The sequence below is a fragment of the Halalkaliarchaeum sp. AArc-GB genome, assembly GCF_031432225.1.
Lineage (GTDB): Archaea > Halobacteriota > Halobacteria > Halobacteriales > Haloferacaceae > Halalkaliarchaeum.
Genome location: NZ_JAVKGM010000003.1, coordinates 110,316 through 124,700, shown reverse-complemented (window position 1 = coordinate 124,700; position 14,385 = coordinate 110,316). Strand labels below are relative to the sequence as shown.

Annotated in this window: 13 protein-coding genes and 1 tRNA gene; 7 read left to right on the top strand and 7 right to left on the bottom strand. The window is 63.9% G+C overall.

The window, feature by feature from the left end:
• The first annotated feature begins 62 nt into the window (after positions 1–62).
• Together gatC and gatA are read left to right on the top strand one after the other, a co-directional pair.
• On the top strand, positions 63–341 hold the full coding sequence (gene gatC, locus RH858_RS05410; RefSeq protein WP_259535776.1) for an Asp-tRNA(Asn)/Glu-tRNA(Gln) amidotransferase subunit GatC: 279 nt from the start codon (positions 63–65) through the stop codon (positions 339–341).
• 1 nt (position 342) lies between these two features.
• Complete coding sequence (gene gatA, locus RH858_RS05405; protein WP_259535778.1) at positions 343–1,650, top strand: Asp-tRNA(Asn)/Glu-tRNA(Gln) amidotransferase subunit GatA; 1,308 nt, start codon at positions 343–345, stop codon at positions 1,648–1,650.
• Between the two features lies 1 nt (position 1,651).
• Here the strand turns inward: gatA and RH858_RS05400 are convergent, their stop codons facing one another.
• From RH858_RS05400 to RH858_RS05385, 4 genes are all read right to left on the bottom strand, one after another.
• A complete protein-coding gene (locus RH858_RS05400; protein ID WP_259535780.1) occupies positions 1,652–3,148 on the bottom strand; it encodes a TrkH family potassium uptake protein in 1,497 nt (498 codons plus the stop codon).
• A gap of 28 nt (positions 3,149–3,176) precedes the next feature.
• Positions 3,177–3,665 (bottom strand): NUDIX hydrolase, encoded by a 489-nt coding sequence (locus RH858_RS05395; protein WP_259535782.1) that lies wholly within the window; start codon positions 3,663–3,665, stop codon positions 3,177–3,179.
• Positions 3,666–3,709: 44 nt separating this feature from the next.
• Complete coding sequence (locus RH858_RS05390; protein ID WP_259535784.1) at positions 3,710–4,684, bottom strand: transcription initiation factor IIB; 975 nt, start codon at positions 4,682–4,684, stop codon at positions 3,710–3,712.
• A 246-nt stretch (positions 4,685–4,930) separates the two neighbouring features.
• Positions 4,931–5,347: a VOC family protein gene (locus RH858_RS05385; RefSeq protein WP_259535786.1), complete on the bottom strand. Its 417-nt coding sequence runs from the start codon at positions 5,345–5,347 to the stop codon at positions 4,931–4,933.
• A gap of 102 nt (positions 5,348–5,449) precedes the next feature.
• On the opposite strand from RH858_RS05385, the gene RH858_RS05380 reads away from it, so the two are divergent.
• Positions 5,450–5,581, top strand: a complete 132-nt coding sequence (locus RH858_RS05380; RefSeq protein ID WP_259535788.1) for a hypothetical protein — start codon at positions 5,450–5,452, stop codon at positions 5,579–5,581.
• A 126-nt stretch (positions 5,582–5,707) separates the two neighbouring features.
• Entirely contained in the window at positions 5,708–7,720 is a 2,013-nt protein-coding gene (gene malA / locus RH858_RS05375; protein ID WP_303650971.1) for an alpha-amylase MalA, read from the top strand.
• A 13-nt stretch (positions 7,721–7,733) separates the two neighbouring features.
• On the opposite strand, the gene RH858_RS05370 is transcribed toward malA, so the two are convergent.
• Complete coding sequence (locus tag RH858_RS05370; protein ID WP_310561294.1) at positions 7,734–9,410, bottom strand: alpha-amylase family protein; 1,677 nt, start codon at positions 9,408–9,410, stop codon at positions 7,734–7,736.
• Between the two features lie 501 nt (positions 9,411–9,911).
• Positions 9,912–9,996: transfer RNA gene (locus RH858_RS05365), tRNA-Leu, on the bottom strand.
• A 142-nt stretch (positions 9,997–10,138) separates the two neighbouring features.
• Here RH858_RS05365 and RH858_RS05360 point away from each other — a divergent pair.
• Entirely contained in the window at positions 10,139–10,705 is a 567-nt protein-coding gene (locus RH858_RS05360) for a DUF420 domain-containing protein (RefSeq protein ID WP_259535794.1), read from the top strand.
• A 25-nt stretch (positions 10,706–10,730) separates the two neighbouring features.
• On the opposite strand, the gene purF is transcribed toward RH858_RS05360, so the two are convergent.
• Entirely contained in the window at positions 10,731–12,239 is a 1,509-nt protein-coding gene (purF, locus tag RH858_RS05355; protein ID WP_259535796.1) for an amidophosphoribosyltransferase, read from the bottom strand.
• A gap of 143 nt (positions 12,240–12,382) precedes the next feature.
• Between purF and RH858_RS05350 the strand changes: the two genes are divergently transcribed.
• Together RH858_RS05350 and moaA are read left to right on the top strand one after the other, a co-directional pair.
• Complete coding sequence (locus RH858_RS05350; protein ID WP_259535798.1) at positions 12,383–13,162, top strand: MBL fold metallo-hydrolase; 780 nt, start codon at positions 12,383–12,385, stop codon at positions 13,160–13,162.
• A gap of 92 nt (positions 13,163–13,254) precedes the next feature.
• The gene (moaA, locus tag RH858_RS05345; protein ID WP_259535800.1) at positions 13,255–14,280 is read left to right on the top strand and encodes a GTP 3',8-cyclase MoaA; all 1,026 of its coding nucleotides are present in this window, start codon (positions 13,255–13,257) and stop codon (positions 14,278–14,280) included.
• The last annotated feature ends 105 nt before the right edge of the window (positions 14,281–14,385 follow it).

The window sequence follows — 14,385 nt, the reverse complement described above, 5'->3', positions numbered from 1 at the left end:
TGGCTGGCAGCCACGGGGTCGGCCATCGAAACTCTTACTCTCGCGCCGAAACACCTCCGCGTATGAGCGAACCGACGGTTACGACCGACGACGTCGAACACGTCGCCTCACTCGCGCGGGTTGCGCTCGAGGTGGGTGAACCCGAGGAGTTCGCCGAGCAGTTCTCCGAGGTGCTCGAGTACTTCGACACGCTGGACGAGGTTCCGGAGGTCGACCGCGACACGGAACTCGTGAACGTCCTCCGCGAAGATCAGGTCGAAGACGGGCTCTCTCAGGAGGACGCCCTCGCGAACGCGCCCGAATCGGAAGACGGGAAATTCAAGGGACCGCGGGTGTCGTGAGATGAGCGCGGATCTCAACCTTTATATCACCGAAGAAACCGTCGACGGCACGTCGGACGGTCCACTCGCCGGAATGACGATCGCGGTGAAGGACAACATCTCGACGGAGGGGGTCACGACGACCTGCGGGTCGGAAATGCTCGCCGACTACGTCCCGCCGTACGACGCCACCGTGGTCGAGCGCGTTCTCGACGCCGGCGCGACGATGGTCGGCAAGACGAACATGGACGAGTTCGGGATGGGAACGACGACAGAGACCTCGGCGTTCGGCCCGACGCACAATCCCGCCGACACCGACCGCGTTCCGGGCGGCTCCTCGGGCGGATCGGCTGCGGCAGTCGCGTCGGGGGACGCCGACCTCGCGCTCGGCTCCGACACCGGCGGGTCGGTGCGGTGTCCCGCCGCGTTCTGTGGCGTCGTCGGGATCAAGCCCACCTACGGGCTCGTCTCCCGGTACGGACTCGTCGCGTACGCCAACTCACTGGAGCAGATCGGCCCGATCGCGTCCAGCGTCGAGGACGCCGCCCGACTCCTGGACGTCATCGCCGGCCCCGACGAACGCGACGCGACGACCCGATACGACGAACGCGAGGAGTTCGACCGCCATCCGGCCGACGGGACCGATTACGCGGCTGCAGCCGACGGCGACGTCGACGGGACGACGATCGGGATCCCGACGGAGCTTTTCGACGGTGCCGACGAACGCGTCGTCGAAACCGTCGAGGACGCGCTCGAATCCCTCGAGTCGCGTGGCGCCGAGACCGTCGAGGTGTCGCTCCCGTCGGTCGATCACGCGGTGCAGGCGTACTACGTGATCGCGATGTCGGAAGCGTCGTCGAACCTCGCGCGGTTCGACGGCGTCAGGTACGGTCACTCGGCGGGTCACGACGGCAACTGGAACGACACGTTCGCCGAGACGCGGGAGGCGTTCGGCGCGGAGGTCAAACGTCGGATCCTGCTCGGGACGTACGCCCTCTCGGAGGGCTATCACGACAAGTACTACCGGAAGGCCCAGGACGCCCGCGCGTGGGTGAAACAGGACTTCGACGCCGCCTTCGAGGAGGTCGACGTGATCGCCTCGCCGACGATGCCGGTGTTGCCGTTCGAGCTCGGCGAGAGCCTCGACGATCCCCTGCAGATGTATCTCGCCGATGCGAACACGACGCCTGTCAACCTCGCGAACCTGCCGGCGATCTCGGTCCCAGCAGGGACCGCCGACGGCCTCCCGGTCGGTCTCCAGCTCGTCGGTCCGCGGTTCGACGAGGAAACGATCGTCCGGGTGGCAAGCGCGGTGGAAGACGCCGTCTGAGCTACGACTTCCAGTACGACCGAGTAAACAGGACCAGCACCGGTATGATCTCGATCCGACCCACCCACATCAGCACGATCATCGCGACCTTGGTCGCGTCCGAAAACGGGTAGTAGTTGTCGAACGGGCCTGCGATCCCGAACGCCGGGCCGATGTTGAAGAAGGTCGCCGCAGCCGCCCCGAGTGCCTCGAACTCGTCGATCCCGAGGCCGATCCGGGCGCTGTCGACCGCGACGAAGATCCCGAGTCCGAAAAAGAGCAACAGCGACAGCAGCGTGAACGCATACGTGTCCCGGATCGTCTCCTCGTCGACGACCTGATCGCTGAGCCGCACCGGTTTGATGGCGTCGGGATGGACCGCGGTAAACAGGTCCCGGCGGAGCGCCTTGAAGACGATGAGCCACCGGAGCAGCTTGATCGAACAGGTGGTCGATCCGGCCATGCCGCCCAGGAACATCAACACGAACAGGACGTGTTTGGCGGCCGGCGACCACGTGTTGAAGTCTGCGGTCGCGAACCCGGTCGTCGTCATGATCGAGACGACCTGGAACGTGGCGTGTCGGAACTTCTCTTCGAGGGGATACGAGACGGACGGATCGGTCAACAGCAACAGCGCGAGCAGCACCACCGTGCCGGCGACCACGCCGAGGTAAAACCGGAACTCCTCGTTTTCGGCCGGACGCCCCCAGTCCCCTTGGACGAAGTAGTAGATGAGGATGAAGTTGGTCGCGCCGATGAGCATAAACGGGATAATGGTCCACTGGGCTGCCACCGAGAACGCTCCCAGGCTCCCCGGAGACGGGGAGAATCCGGCGGTCGCGACGCCGGTGAACGCGTGAGAAAGCGCCATGAACGGGGTCATGTTCGGAGCCAGCCCCACGAGATGGAGCCCGTACAACGACGCCGCACACAGCGCGGTCACCCCGGCGTACAGCGACCACAGCGTCCGGGCGGTTTCGGCGATGTGTGGCGAGAGTTTGTGAACGTCCTGGGTTTGTGTTTCGGTCTCCATCAGCTGGGCGCCACCGATCGACAACTGCGAGAGGACCGACAGCGCGAGCACCAGGATTCCGAGCCCACCGAGCCACTGGATCACCTGACGCCACATCAGCATGGAGTTCGAGTGTGCCGAGAAATCCTCGAGGACGGTCGCACCGGTGGTCGTAACTCCCGACATCGCCTCGAACAACGCGTCGATCGGCTGTGCGATGACACCGTTACCCGCCGCCAGAAACGGGATCGCCCCGACGATGGCCACCGACAGCCACGCCAGCGCGACCATCAGGAACGCTTCGCGGCCGCCCAAGTCGCCTTCGCCGCGGAACTGCTCGAGTGCGCCCCCGACGCCGAGCGTGACCATGATCGTCACGACGAACGGCGTCGTCGGTTCGCCGTAGTACACGGCGAGGGCGAGCGGAAACGCGAGGGGGAACGCGAGCCACTTGAGGATGCTTCCGACCAGTCCCAAACTCGCACGCCAGTTGACCCGAAGGCGCATCTACCGACCGGATTCGGTTTCTCGTGGTTTAGGTTTGCCGTTCGAGGGTCCGCTCGACCGTCTCGATCGCGTCGATACCGAGTTCGGCGACGTCCTCGTCCAGATCCGCGTCACGCAGCGCTGCCCTGTCGTACCACTTCCATGCGTCGGCCGTCGCCTCGTCGTCACCGTCCGGATCGATCTCGCGGCTCTGGACCCGCGCGAAGAACACGTGATCGACGTGCTGGTGGCCGACGGTTCCGTCCGGATGAACGTTGATGTCCTCCAGCAGGAGGTGTTGTGGAGTCGGGATCGTCCGGGCGGTTTCCGACTCGTAGGTCGGCCCGGGCGTTACGAGCGAGGGATCGAGCCCGGTTTCCTCGCGCGTCTCGCGGAGGGCGGCCTCGTGGGGTAACTCGTCCCGGTCGATGTGGCCGCCTGGCGGGAGCCGTAGTCCGAGCTTCGGGTGACGGTGCAGCGCCGTCGCGCCGTCGTTGACGACGTACAGGGTAGCCACGAAGTGGCGGGTCGTCTCCATGTCCGGCGATCGTCGCGACGGTACAAAAGCAGCGCGGACAGCGGTCAAGGAAGCTGGACTTCCTCTTCGGCCTCGAGCAGTTCGTGATAGCGGTTTCGGATCGTCACTTCAGAGATGTTCGCCACCTCGCTCACGTCGTTTTGGGTCACCTTCTCGTTGGTGAGCAGCGAGGCCGCGTACACGGCGGCAGCGGCGAGCCCGACCGGCGACTTGCCGGAGTGGACGCCCTGCTCCTTTGCGGTCTTGAGCAGCTGTCGCGCGCGTCGTTCGGCCTCCTCCGAGAGGCCGAGGTCGCTCGCGAACCGGGGGACGTAGCTCTCGGGATCCGCGGGCTGGATCTCCAGTTTCAGTTCGCGGACGACGTACCGGTACGTCCGGGCGATCTCGTCTTTCTCGACCCGGGAGACGGCCGCGATCTCGTCGAGACTGCGGGGGGTGCCGGCCTGGCGGGCAGCCGCGTACAGCGCGGCGGTGGCGACGCCTTCGATCGAGCGGCCGGGCAGGAGGTCTTCATCGAGCGCACGGCGGTAGATGACCGAGGCGGTCTCGCGGACGTTCTCGGGCAGCCCCAGCGCCGAGGCCATCCGGTCGATCTCGCCCAGCGCCTGCTTGAGGTTGCGCTCTTTTGAATCGCGAGTACGGAACCGCTCGTTCCAGGTGCGGAGCCGCTGCATCTTCTCCCGCTGTCGGCTCGAGAGGGTCTTGCCGTAGGCGTCCTTGTCCTGCCAGCCGATGTTCGTCGACAGCCCCTTGTCGTGCATCATCTTCGTCGTCGGCGCCCCCACGCGACTCTTTTCGTCTTTCTCTTTGGAGTCGAATGCGCGCCACTCGGGACCGCGGTCGATCTCGTCGGTCTCGACGACCAGGCCGCAGTCGGCACAGACGGTTTCGCCGTGTTCGGTATCCGTCTCGAGTTGACCGCCACACTCCGGGCAGGTCACCTGTTCGTCGTCTCGTTCCTCCTCGGTCTCGCGACGGCGGACACGGTCGTCCGTGTATCGTCGGACGTTCTCACTCATACTTGGATCAGGGTGTGGAGGTCTAACGGGAGAAGCGGGGCTCCCGGTCGGTTATCTCCGTGATAATCATTTGTAGCGGAAGGCAAATAAAAGTACGGGTATTTTGAAAATTTGTTACCGAATATAACTGCCGGACGGCATTGGGGTGGTTTCCGGACCGAACTCATCCCGGCGAAGCTCCGTGTGTACGTCGCCTCCAATAGAGGTAGTATATATGTGTTTTGTGGGATCGGAGCCGACAGAGGTTCAGTGGATCTTGAGTTCGACGCGACGGCCGTCGGGGTCACGGACGTATGCGGCCCACGCCCGGCCGTACGCGCCGTAGCGTTTCCGTGGTTCGCCCGATTCCACTTCTATCCCACGTTCGCGCAGTTCTTCCAGCAATTCCTCGACGTCCGACCGGGAGTCGATCCGGTTGGAGCGCACGAGCAAACAGAGGTGCTCGCCGTCGACGTCGATCGGGCCGTCTTCCTCCTCGTCGGTCGGTACGAGATGAACGTGTCGGCCCCCGGCGACGACGGCGACGTACGGTACCTCGCCGGCGTCGTACCGGTCCCGATCGCGGATCGGCATCCCGAGCAGGTCGTGATAAAACGTCAGTGAGCGTTCCAGATCGGTCACGCGGATCGCGACGTGATCCATGTCGACGACATCGATCTCCATGCACAACTGGGACGGCGGGAGCGGCTTAGTGGTTCCGTCGATCGAGTGTCGGTCATCCACGGAGGAATCTTCACTTCAGGGCGGAGGAAGTCACGTTCGTTCGTGGGTCGGCTCCTCGGACTTCCTGTCGATGTGATGGACGGCCTCCGGCGACAGGAGGCGACCGGTCGGGAGTTCGACCCAGCCGTTCGCGAGGAGGCGGACGTCCCCCTCGTGGAGGAGGTCAATCGGTAGAGACGACCACGCAACTACTATCGGAGTGGCCTTCCGAATAGTTTCCGGGCCGAAACGGAACCAGCCGGCGACCGCCGAACGCGATAGGGAGAACTAAAGTGGTTACTACCGATATAGTGAATAACTATGCACCATCCCGGACCCCCACGGTTTATCGGCGTGGGATCGACGATCGACCTCGCCCCCAGGGACCCCGACCCCTCGGCGGAGTACGAGTGGCACGTCGCGAGAGCACCGAAGGGGAGCAGCGCGACCCTGGGAGACGCTCCCGTCGAGCAGTTCACGCCCGACGTCTCTGGCACTTACAAGCTGGGTCTCGACGCGCCGGACGGACAACACACGCTCACGGTTCGTGTGTTCCCGACGTCCCAAAAGCCGCCCCTTCCCGTCGACGACGAAGGAGACGGGACGGACAGCGACGGTGGCGACGGTGACGGCGGTGGTTCGTCGGGCGGAAGTGGACTCCACCGAAGTGGCGGCGTGAGCGGTGGGATAAGCGGTGGCGAAAGCGATCTCCCGGCGGAGAGTTGCGGAGGATCCGACGACCCGTTCCGGGATGGTGCGGGGGGACGTCCCCGCATCCGGCTGGACGGACGCGTGGAGGGAGACGAAGTCGTGGTGACGGGGACGCCGAAACCGGCACCGGGGGCCGACGTTCCCCCGGATGGGTTCGCGGTCGAGTTCCTTGCCGACGATCGAGATCCGGTGTCGGGTTCGGAGCTGACGATCGACGGACACGAGGTACGGATCGATCGGGCGGACATCCGTGAATACAGCCGAATCCACGCGGTCGCTGTAGATCCCACGAACGATACCTACAGCGTGTCGGACGCGATCGCGGTAGCACCGACTGAGGAGGGGCAGATACTCGTCGACCGTCTCAACGAGCCGCCGGCGTGGAGCCGGTCGATCACGCTGTACGAGATCTACGTCCGGACGTTCGCCGACGGTGACGAGCCGACCTTCGAGGCGATCGCCGATCGACTCCCCGAACTCGCCGAATTCGGGGTGAATTGCATTTGGTTGACGCCGGTGCTCCAAAACGACGAATTCGATCACGGCTACAACATCACGGACTTCTTTTCGATCGCCGACGACCTCGGTACCCGAGAGGAGTTCGAGGCGTTGCTCGAGGAAGCTCACGATCACGGGATCAAGGTGCTGTTCGATCTGGTGCTCAATCACTCCGCCCGCGAACACGAGTTCTTCGGGCGCGCGAAAGCGGGGGATCCCGAGTATCGTGACTGGTACGAGTGGGAGAACGAAGCCGACGATGTCCCGGCCACGTACTTCGACTGGCCGTACATCGCGAACTTCAACTTCGACAACCTCCACGTCAGGCGACATCTGCTCGACGTCGTCGACGAGTGGGCGCCGTACGTCGACGGGTTCCGGTGTGACATGGCCTGGGCAGTGCCCACGAGTTTCTGGCAGGAGATCCGCGACCGCGTGAAGTCCCACGATCGCGAGTTCCTGTTGCTCGACGAGACGATCCCGTACGTCCCCGAGTTCCACGAACTCTGTTTCGATGTCCACTTCGACACCACGTTGTATCACAACCTGCGGCAGATCGGGCACGGCGAGATGCCCGCGCGGGCGGTGGTGGACGCGATCCGACAGCGCGCCGAGACCGGCTTTCCGGACCACGCCGGGTTCCTCCAGTACATGGAGAACCACGACGAGACCCGCTTCCTCGAGGAGTGTGGCCGCCCCGAAACCGAGGCGGCCGCGGGTGCGATATTCACGCTTCCCGGGATCCCGCTGCTGTACGCCGGCCAGGAGATCGGCGAGCGAACCCGCCGGGAGAGGATCTCCTGGGAGGAGACAGACGAGGAACTCCGGCGCCACTACGGGGCGCTGAACGAGCTCAGGCGGGAGCGCCCCGCCTTCGGCCCCGGGGGTGCGTTCGAACCCGTCGAGGTCGACGCCGTACACGACGGCGTGGTTGCGTACGCCCGCGAAGCCGGCGAGGAGCGTCTCGTCGTCGTGCTGAACTTTGCGCCGATGCCCGAGCACGTCAGTCTCCCTGAGGAAACGGTCGAGCCAACGGATCTCGTGTCCGGCGGGGACGTCGATACTCCCTCCGGTGATCTCCGGGTCGAAAGTGTCGCCGTCGTTTCCACAGCTGAACCGATGTGACCGGACAGCCAGCTCACCGACTGAGCGCCAGCACCTCTCCCGGTTCGGGCGCCCGCTTGCCCCACTTGTCGGCGCGAATCCAGAGGTAGTCACAGCCGTCGAGCTCGAACGTGAGATCACCGCCCTCGACGCGGTAGTCGCCGTCCCCGACGATCGACGTCGACACGTCTTCGGGTGGTCCGAACGCGCAGGCGACCTCTCTCGGTTCGTCGGCGAAGTTGTGTCCACACACGAGCAGGTTGTCGCCGTGATCGTAGCGGTGGAGCCAGACGTCGTCACGGTCGACGTCGACGACGGAGTAGATCCCGTCGACGATCTCCGGACACTGGCTCCGGGCGTCGACGAGTTCCCCGACCCGTGAGAGCAGTGATCCGGGGTCGTTCAGCTGGTCGGCAACGTTGACGCGTTCGTAGCTGTACTCTCCCTCGTCGATGACGGGATTGTGCACGTCGCCGGGTTCGCTCGTCGAGAAGCCGGCGTACTCCGAGTCGTCCCACTGCATTGGGGTTCGAACAGCCTCTCGTTCGCGTAGTGACGGATCCGATCCCATCCCGATCTCGTCGCCGGCCAGCAACACCGGGACGTCCGGCAGCGACAGCAACAGGCTGTGGGCCATCGCCACGCGGTCCAGATCGTTGTCGTATATCTCGGCCAGTCGGAGGCGGTGGCCGCGCTCGAAGATCCACGAGTCGCCCGCGTCCTCGCCGAACGCCTCGCGGGCGTGATGGAACGCCTCCTCGGGGAGCTTCAACAGGTTCCACTCGTCGTGATTGCGCAGGAAGTTCGCCCACTTGCCGATCCCGTCGACGTCGGGAACGATCTCGTGGGCTCGGTGGAGGGGCCAGGTGTCGCCGACCCCGATGGCGTACGTGAGGTGGGCGTTCATCACGAAGTTGAACTGGAGGTCGAACGCCTCGCCGTCGCCGAAGTAGTAAGGCAGTAGCTCGGGTTGGTCGTCCGCCTCCGCGAGCAGGATGGCGTCGGACTGCTCTTCGCTGACAACACGCTTCATTTGCTTGAACAACTCGATCGGCTCAGCGAGGGTTCCGCCGTCGTGTCCCTTCGGCATCAACATCGGATGGGCGGCGTCGATCCGGAACCCGTCGGCTCCCTGGCGGAGCCAGAACCGGAGTATGTCGTGAAACTCCTCTCTAACTTCCGGATTCCGGACGTTCAGGTCCGGCTGGTGGTGGAAGAACTGATGGAAGTAGTGGGCGTCGGCGACCTCGTCGTACGACCAGACGCCGTCCTCGTGTTCGGGGAAGATGTTGAACGTGTTGTAGGCGGTTTCGACGTCGCCGGCCCACAGGTAGTAGTCGCGGTACTTCGACTCGGGATTCCGGCGGGCCGTTTGAAACCACTCGTGGTCGATCGAGGTGTGGTTGAACACCAGATCGGTGAGCACCCGTATTCCGCGGTCGTGTGCCCGATCGGTAAACTCTCTGAAGTCCTCGAGGGTTCCCAGCCGGTCGTCCACGGCGTAGTAGTCGGCGACGTCGTAGCCGTTGTCCCGGAGCGGACTGGGATAGAACGGTCGGATCCACAGACAATCGACGCCGAGGTCGTCGACGTACTCGAGTTTCTCGATGAGGCCCTGAAAGTCGCCCCAGCCGTCGCCGTCGCTGTCGTAGAAGGTCTTCACGTCGAGCGTGTAGATGGTTGCGTCCTCGAGCCAGGCGGTGTCGCTCATTCGTTCGAAGAAACGTCGTTGGAGAGAAAGCGCTTACGGGTTCAGCAGTACGGAATCCAGTAGTTTCGGCCGCACGGTTCCTCACTCGTGTTTTCGAGGTGCTCGCTTCGCTCGCTGTGACGTCACTCGCGGTTCGCTTCGCTCACCGCTCGTGTTTTCGAGGTGCTCGCTTCGCTCGCACCTCGCTCTCGTCGCGTTGTGCCGCCGAAAAGTGCGTGGGACCGGATTTGAACCTCGTCGAGACGGTCCGGGCGTGCGGCGCTTCGCGCCGTTCCGGGCTGCGACTCGCCTGGTTCAAATCCTCACCAGATACTCATTCACGGCGGCACGGCTCCTCGAGCCATTCGCTGCGCTCATGACTCTCGTCGCGTTGTGCCGCCGAAAAATGCGTGGGACCGGATTTGAACCGGACGAAGACTCGCTGGCGCTCGTCTTCCAGGGTTCAAATCCGCCCTACTCCTTCACTGCAACCTGCTCGCTACGCTCGCAGATATTGTTCAGTGCGTGGGACCGGATTTGAACCGGCGGACCTCTACAGGACAGCGCCCTCAACGCTGCGCCGTTGGCCTGGCTTGGCTACCCACGCCCGATGTGAGTTTTAACTGCACTCAACCGTACCCGGGGGATAATTAAAAGCCCTTCCCTTTGCCACGCGAGTGCCGGGGAGTCCCACGGGAAGTATCGACGAAATCCCGGCCGCTTTTCCCCCGGGAACCCGTATGTCGAATATGGAAGTTCGACGACGGGCTCGGGACCACGTCCCTGCCCTGACAGCAATTCTCACGGTCGTCGCACTGACACTCGTCTTCGGCGCCGCGCTCCAGGCGATCCCGACCGACCTGCTCCCGCAGGCGGGCGATGCGTTTCTCGATGCGATTCCCACGGTCAACGCGGTCTTGAGCGCGCTCGCGATCGTCACGATCGTCGCCGGCTGGCGGTATATCCGGATCGAGGAGGTCGAAAAACACCGCGCGGCGATGGTTGCGTCCTTCGGACTCTTTGCGGCGTTCCTCGTGTTGTATCTCTACCGCGTGGCCCTGCTAGGACCGGCCGAGTTCCCCGGGCCCGGGACCGTCGAGACGTTCGTGTACCTCCCGCTTTTGGGGGTTCACATTCTGCTTGCGGTGCTCTGTGTCCCCCTGCTGTTTTACGTCCTATTGCTTGCGGTCACCCGCCCCGTCTCCGAGATCTACGACACCCGACACCGGATCGTCGGCCGGGTGGCCGCCTCGCTGTGGCTCGTCTCCTTCGTGCTCGGTATCGTCGTCTATCTCCTGCTGTACGTCGTGTACTGACGGCTCTTTTTTCCGGATCCCGCGATCAGTCGTCGCCGAGCGCCTGTTCGGGCGAGATATTCGGTCTCGTGATCGGTCGGTCCGTCTCCTCGCCCTCGATGTCGTACGGGTACGCGCCGGTGACACAACCGAGACACAGGTTCTCGCGGTCGGTTCCGATCGCGTTTGCGATCGCCTCGACCGACAGGTACGACAGCGACTCGGCCCCGATCACCTCCTGAATCTCCTCGAGTGACCGGTCTGCCGCGATGAGTTCCTCCCGCGTAGCCATGTCGATTCCGAGGTAACACGGCGCGACGATCGGCGGTGCGCCGATCCGAACGTGCACTTCCTCGGCCCCGGATTCCCGGAGCAGTTCCACCAGTTGGGTCGACGTCGTCCCCCGAACGATCGAGTCGTCGATCACCGTCACCGTCTTCCCGTCGACCGTGCTCTTGATCGGGTTGAGTTTCAGCCGGACGGCACGCTCGCGCTCGTCCTGTGTCGGCATGATAAACGTACGACCGACGTAGCGGTTCTTCATCAATCCCTCCGCGAACGCGACTCCGTCGTCTTCCGGATCTCGAGGATCGCCGTCGACGGTAGTTTCGGCGGCCGCGTCGGCGTAGCCGGCGGCGAACGCGCGTCCCGAGTCCGGCACGGGCATCACTACGTCCGTTTCGATTCCGGATTCCTCCCACAGCTGGCGTCCGAGTTCGCGCCGGACTTCGTAGACGAGTTCGCCGTCGATGACCGAGTCCGGTCGGCCGAAGTACACGTGTTCGAAAAAGCAGTTTGCGGTATGGTCGCGTTCGAACAGCTGATAGGAGTCGTATCCCGAGCCGTCCGGATCGAGAACGATCAACTCGCCGGGTCGCACGTCCCGAACCAGCTCCCCGTCGAGGGTGTCGATCGCGGCTGACTCGCTTGCGAGGACGTATCCGTCGGGCAGTTCTCCGAGACAGAGCGGTCGGTTTCCGCCCGGGTCGCGAACCCCGAGAACCGTGTCGCCGTGAGCGATAGTAAGCGAGTAAGAGCCGTGAATCCGTTCCATCGTCCGTTTGATCGCCCGCACCAGGTCCGCCTCGAGCAGGTTGCGCGCGAGGTCGTGGGCGATCACCTCGGTGTCGCCCGTACTGGTGAACGCGTGTCCCAGTCCCGCCAGTTCCTCGCGGATCTCGTCGGCGTTGACGAGGTTGCCGTTGTGAGCCAGCCCGAGCGATCCCGACTTGAAAGACACCGTAAACGGCTGTGCACAGCAGGAGCCCACCCCCCCGGCGGTCGGATACCGAACGTGGCCGATCCCGTTGGAACCGTTCAGCGATTCCAGTGCCGCTTCGTCGAAGACGTCGCCGACGAGTCCCGTCTCGACGTGACTGTGCTGCTGGAACCCGTCGTGGGTGACGATCCCCGCTGATTCCTGTCCCCGATGCTGGAGCGCGTACAGCGCATAGTACAGCGGCCGTGCCGCTGCACGCTCTGTAAGAGAGATTCCGGCGACGCCGCACTTCTCTCGCGGCCCGCCGATCTCGCTCTGCTCCCTGTCGGATGCCATACCCGCGTTCACGTCCCGATCGGTAAAAACCCCCGTGGTTGTGACGTACTCATCTCCACTCATGAATGAATTATGCACTATCTTGAATATGTCGTGGGCGGACGTCCCACGGAAGTTTTTGCCCCGGGACGCGACTCGCCGGTATGGACGTCACGTTCCTCGGCACCGGTAGCGCGATGCCGGTCTCCGAGCGAGTACAGACTGGGCTGTTGCTGGAACGGGACGACCGGACGCTGCTCGTCGACTGTGGCGCAGGCGTTCTCCACCGGCTCTCCCGCGTCGACGGCGGGTACGAGTCGGTGTCGTCGGTCCTTCTGACGCATCACCACCTCGACCACGTCGCCGACCTGTTGCCCCTTTTGAAGGCACGGTGGCTCGCTGGCGAGGCCCATCTCGAGATCGCCGGCCCGCCGGGGACGAAAGCGCTCGTCGACGGGCTTCTCGAGGTGTACGACTACCTGCGCGACAGAGTGGATCTTCGCCTGCGTGAGGTCCACGCCGGTTCGACGTTCGAGATCGCCGGGTTCGATGTCGAGGCGTTCGAAACCCGCCACTCGATGACTTGTTTCGCCTATCGGTTCGCCGGCAGTCGTGACCGGGGTGACCGAGAGGTGAACTCGACAGGTGGTGATTTCACGTTCTCGGGAGACTCGGAGGCGTTCCCCGGTCTCGCTAACTTCGCGGACGGCTCGCGCGTGCTCGCCCACGACTGTTCGTTCCCGGACGGGCTGGACGTTTCCAACCATCCGACGCCGACGCAACTCGGGGAGGCGCTCGCGGGAACTGACATCGATCGGCTGTATCTCACTCACCGTTATCCTCACACCGAAGGAAAGGGAGAATCCCTCCGGGAGAGCGTTCGAGCTGCCGGATTCGATGGCGAGGTCCGACTCGCCCGAGACGGTCTTCGTGTCACCATTTGAGCCACTCGTTGGTCGTCGATGTAACTAATAATATTTACAATATTCCGGGATACACCCGTCAGCTTAAGTCATCGTGGACTAACCTCCAGATGATGACGGAGCCACTCGCCGACGACGTCGGTCGGGAGACGACGGGTCCGCTCTCGGACGACTTCGGCCGGGAGGTGACCGGGGTTCGGATCTCTCTTACGGACCGCTGTAACTTCGACTGTATCTACTGTCACAACGAAGGACTCGGCGACACGCGGGGGCCGATGGAGCCGAGCGACGACGAGATGACTGCCGACGACGTGATCAGGTTTCTGGAGGTCGTCGAGGAGTACGGCGTCCGGAAGGCGAAGTTCACCGGTGGGGAGCCGATGCTTCGGGAGGACCTCGAGGAAATCGTCCGCCGGACCCCCGACTCGATGGAGACGTCACTGACCACCAACGGGACGTTCCTTCCCGGACGCGCGGAGGCGCTCCGGGACGCCGGCCTCGAACGGGTCAACGTTTCCCAGGACGCGCTCGACCCGGAGGCGTTCGCGGAGATTACGCAGTCGGGCGCGTACGACCGCGTCCTCGAGGGCGTGGATGCCGCATTGGATGCCGGACTGGACCCGGTAAAGCTCAACATGGTCGTCTTCGAGCACACCGCCGGCTACGTCGAGGACATGGTCTATCACGTCGCCGAGAACGACGGGCTCCAGCTCCAGCTCATCGAGTACATGCCGGAGCTCACGGGTCGCCCGGAGTGGAGTATCGACATCCAGCGGGTCCACGACTGGCTTTCAGACATCGCCGACCGGGTCGAACGCCGCGAGATGCACGACCGGAAGCGTTACTTCGTGAACGGCGGGATGATCGAGATCGTCGACCCCGTCGGAAACGAGAAGTTCTGTGCCAACTGCGGCCGCGTCCGGGTTACCCACGAGGGCTACCTCAAGGGGTGTCTCAATCGCAACGACGACTTGCGGCCGATGGGCGAGATGACCCGCGAGGAGATCCGGGAGGCGTACGAACGGACGGTCGAAACCCGGGTCCCGTACTACGGCGAGTATCTGAAAACGAACGGGAGCGGCGAGTACGAGATCAACGAGAAGTACATCGGCGCGCCACAATCGACGCCGAGTGACTGATTTTCCGGGACGCGTCCGGATCCACTACACCGGTTCCTGCCGCCGGTTCGTGACGTTTAAATAGAGTCGCCCAGTTGTATCGGGTACACGTGAACTGTAGGGGCG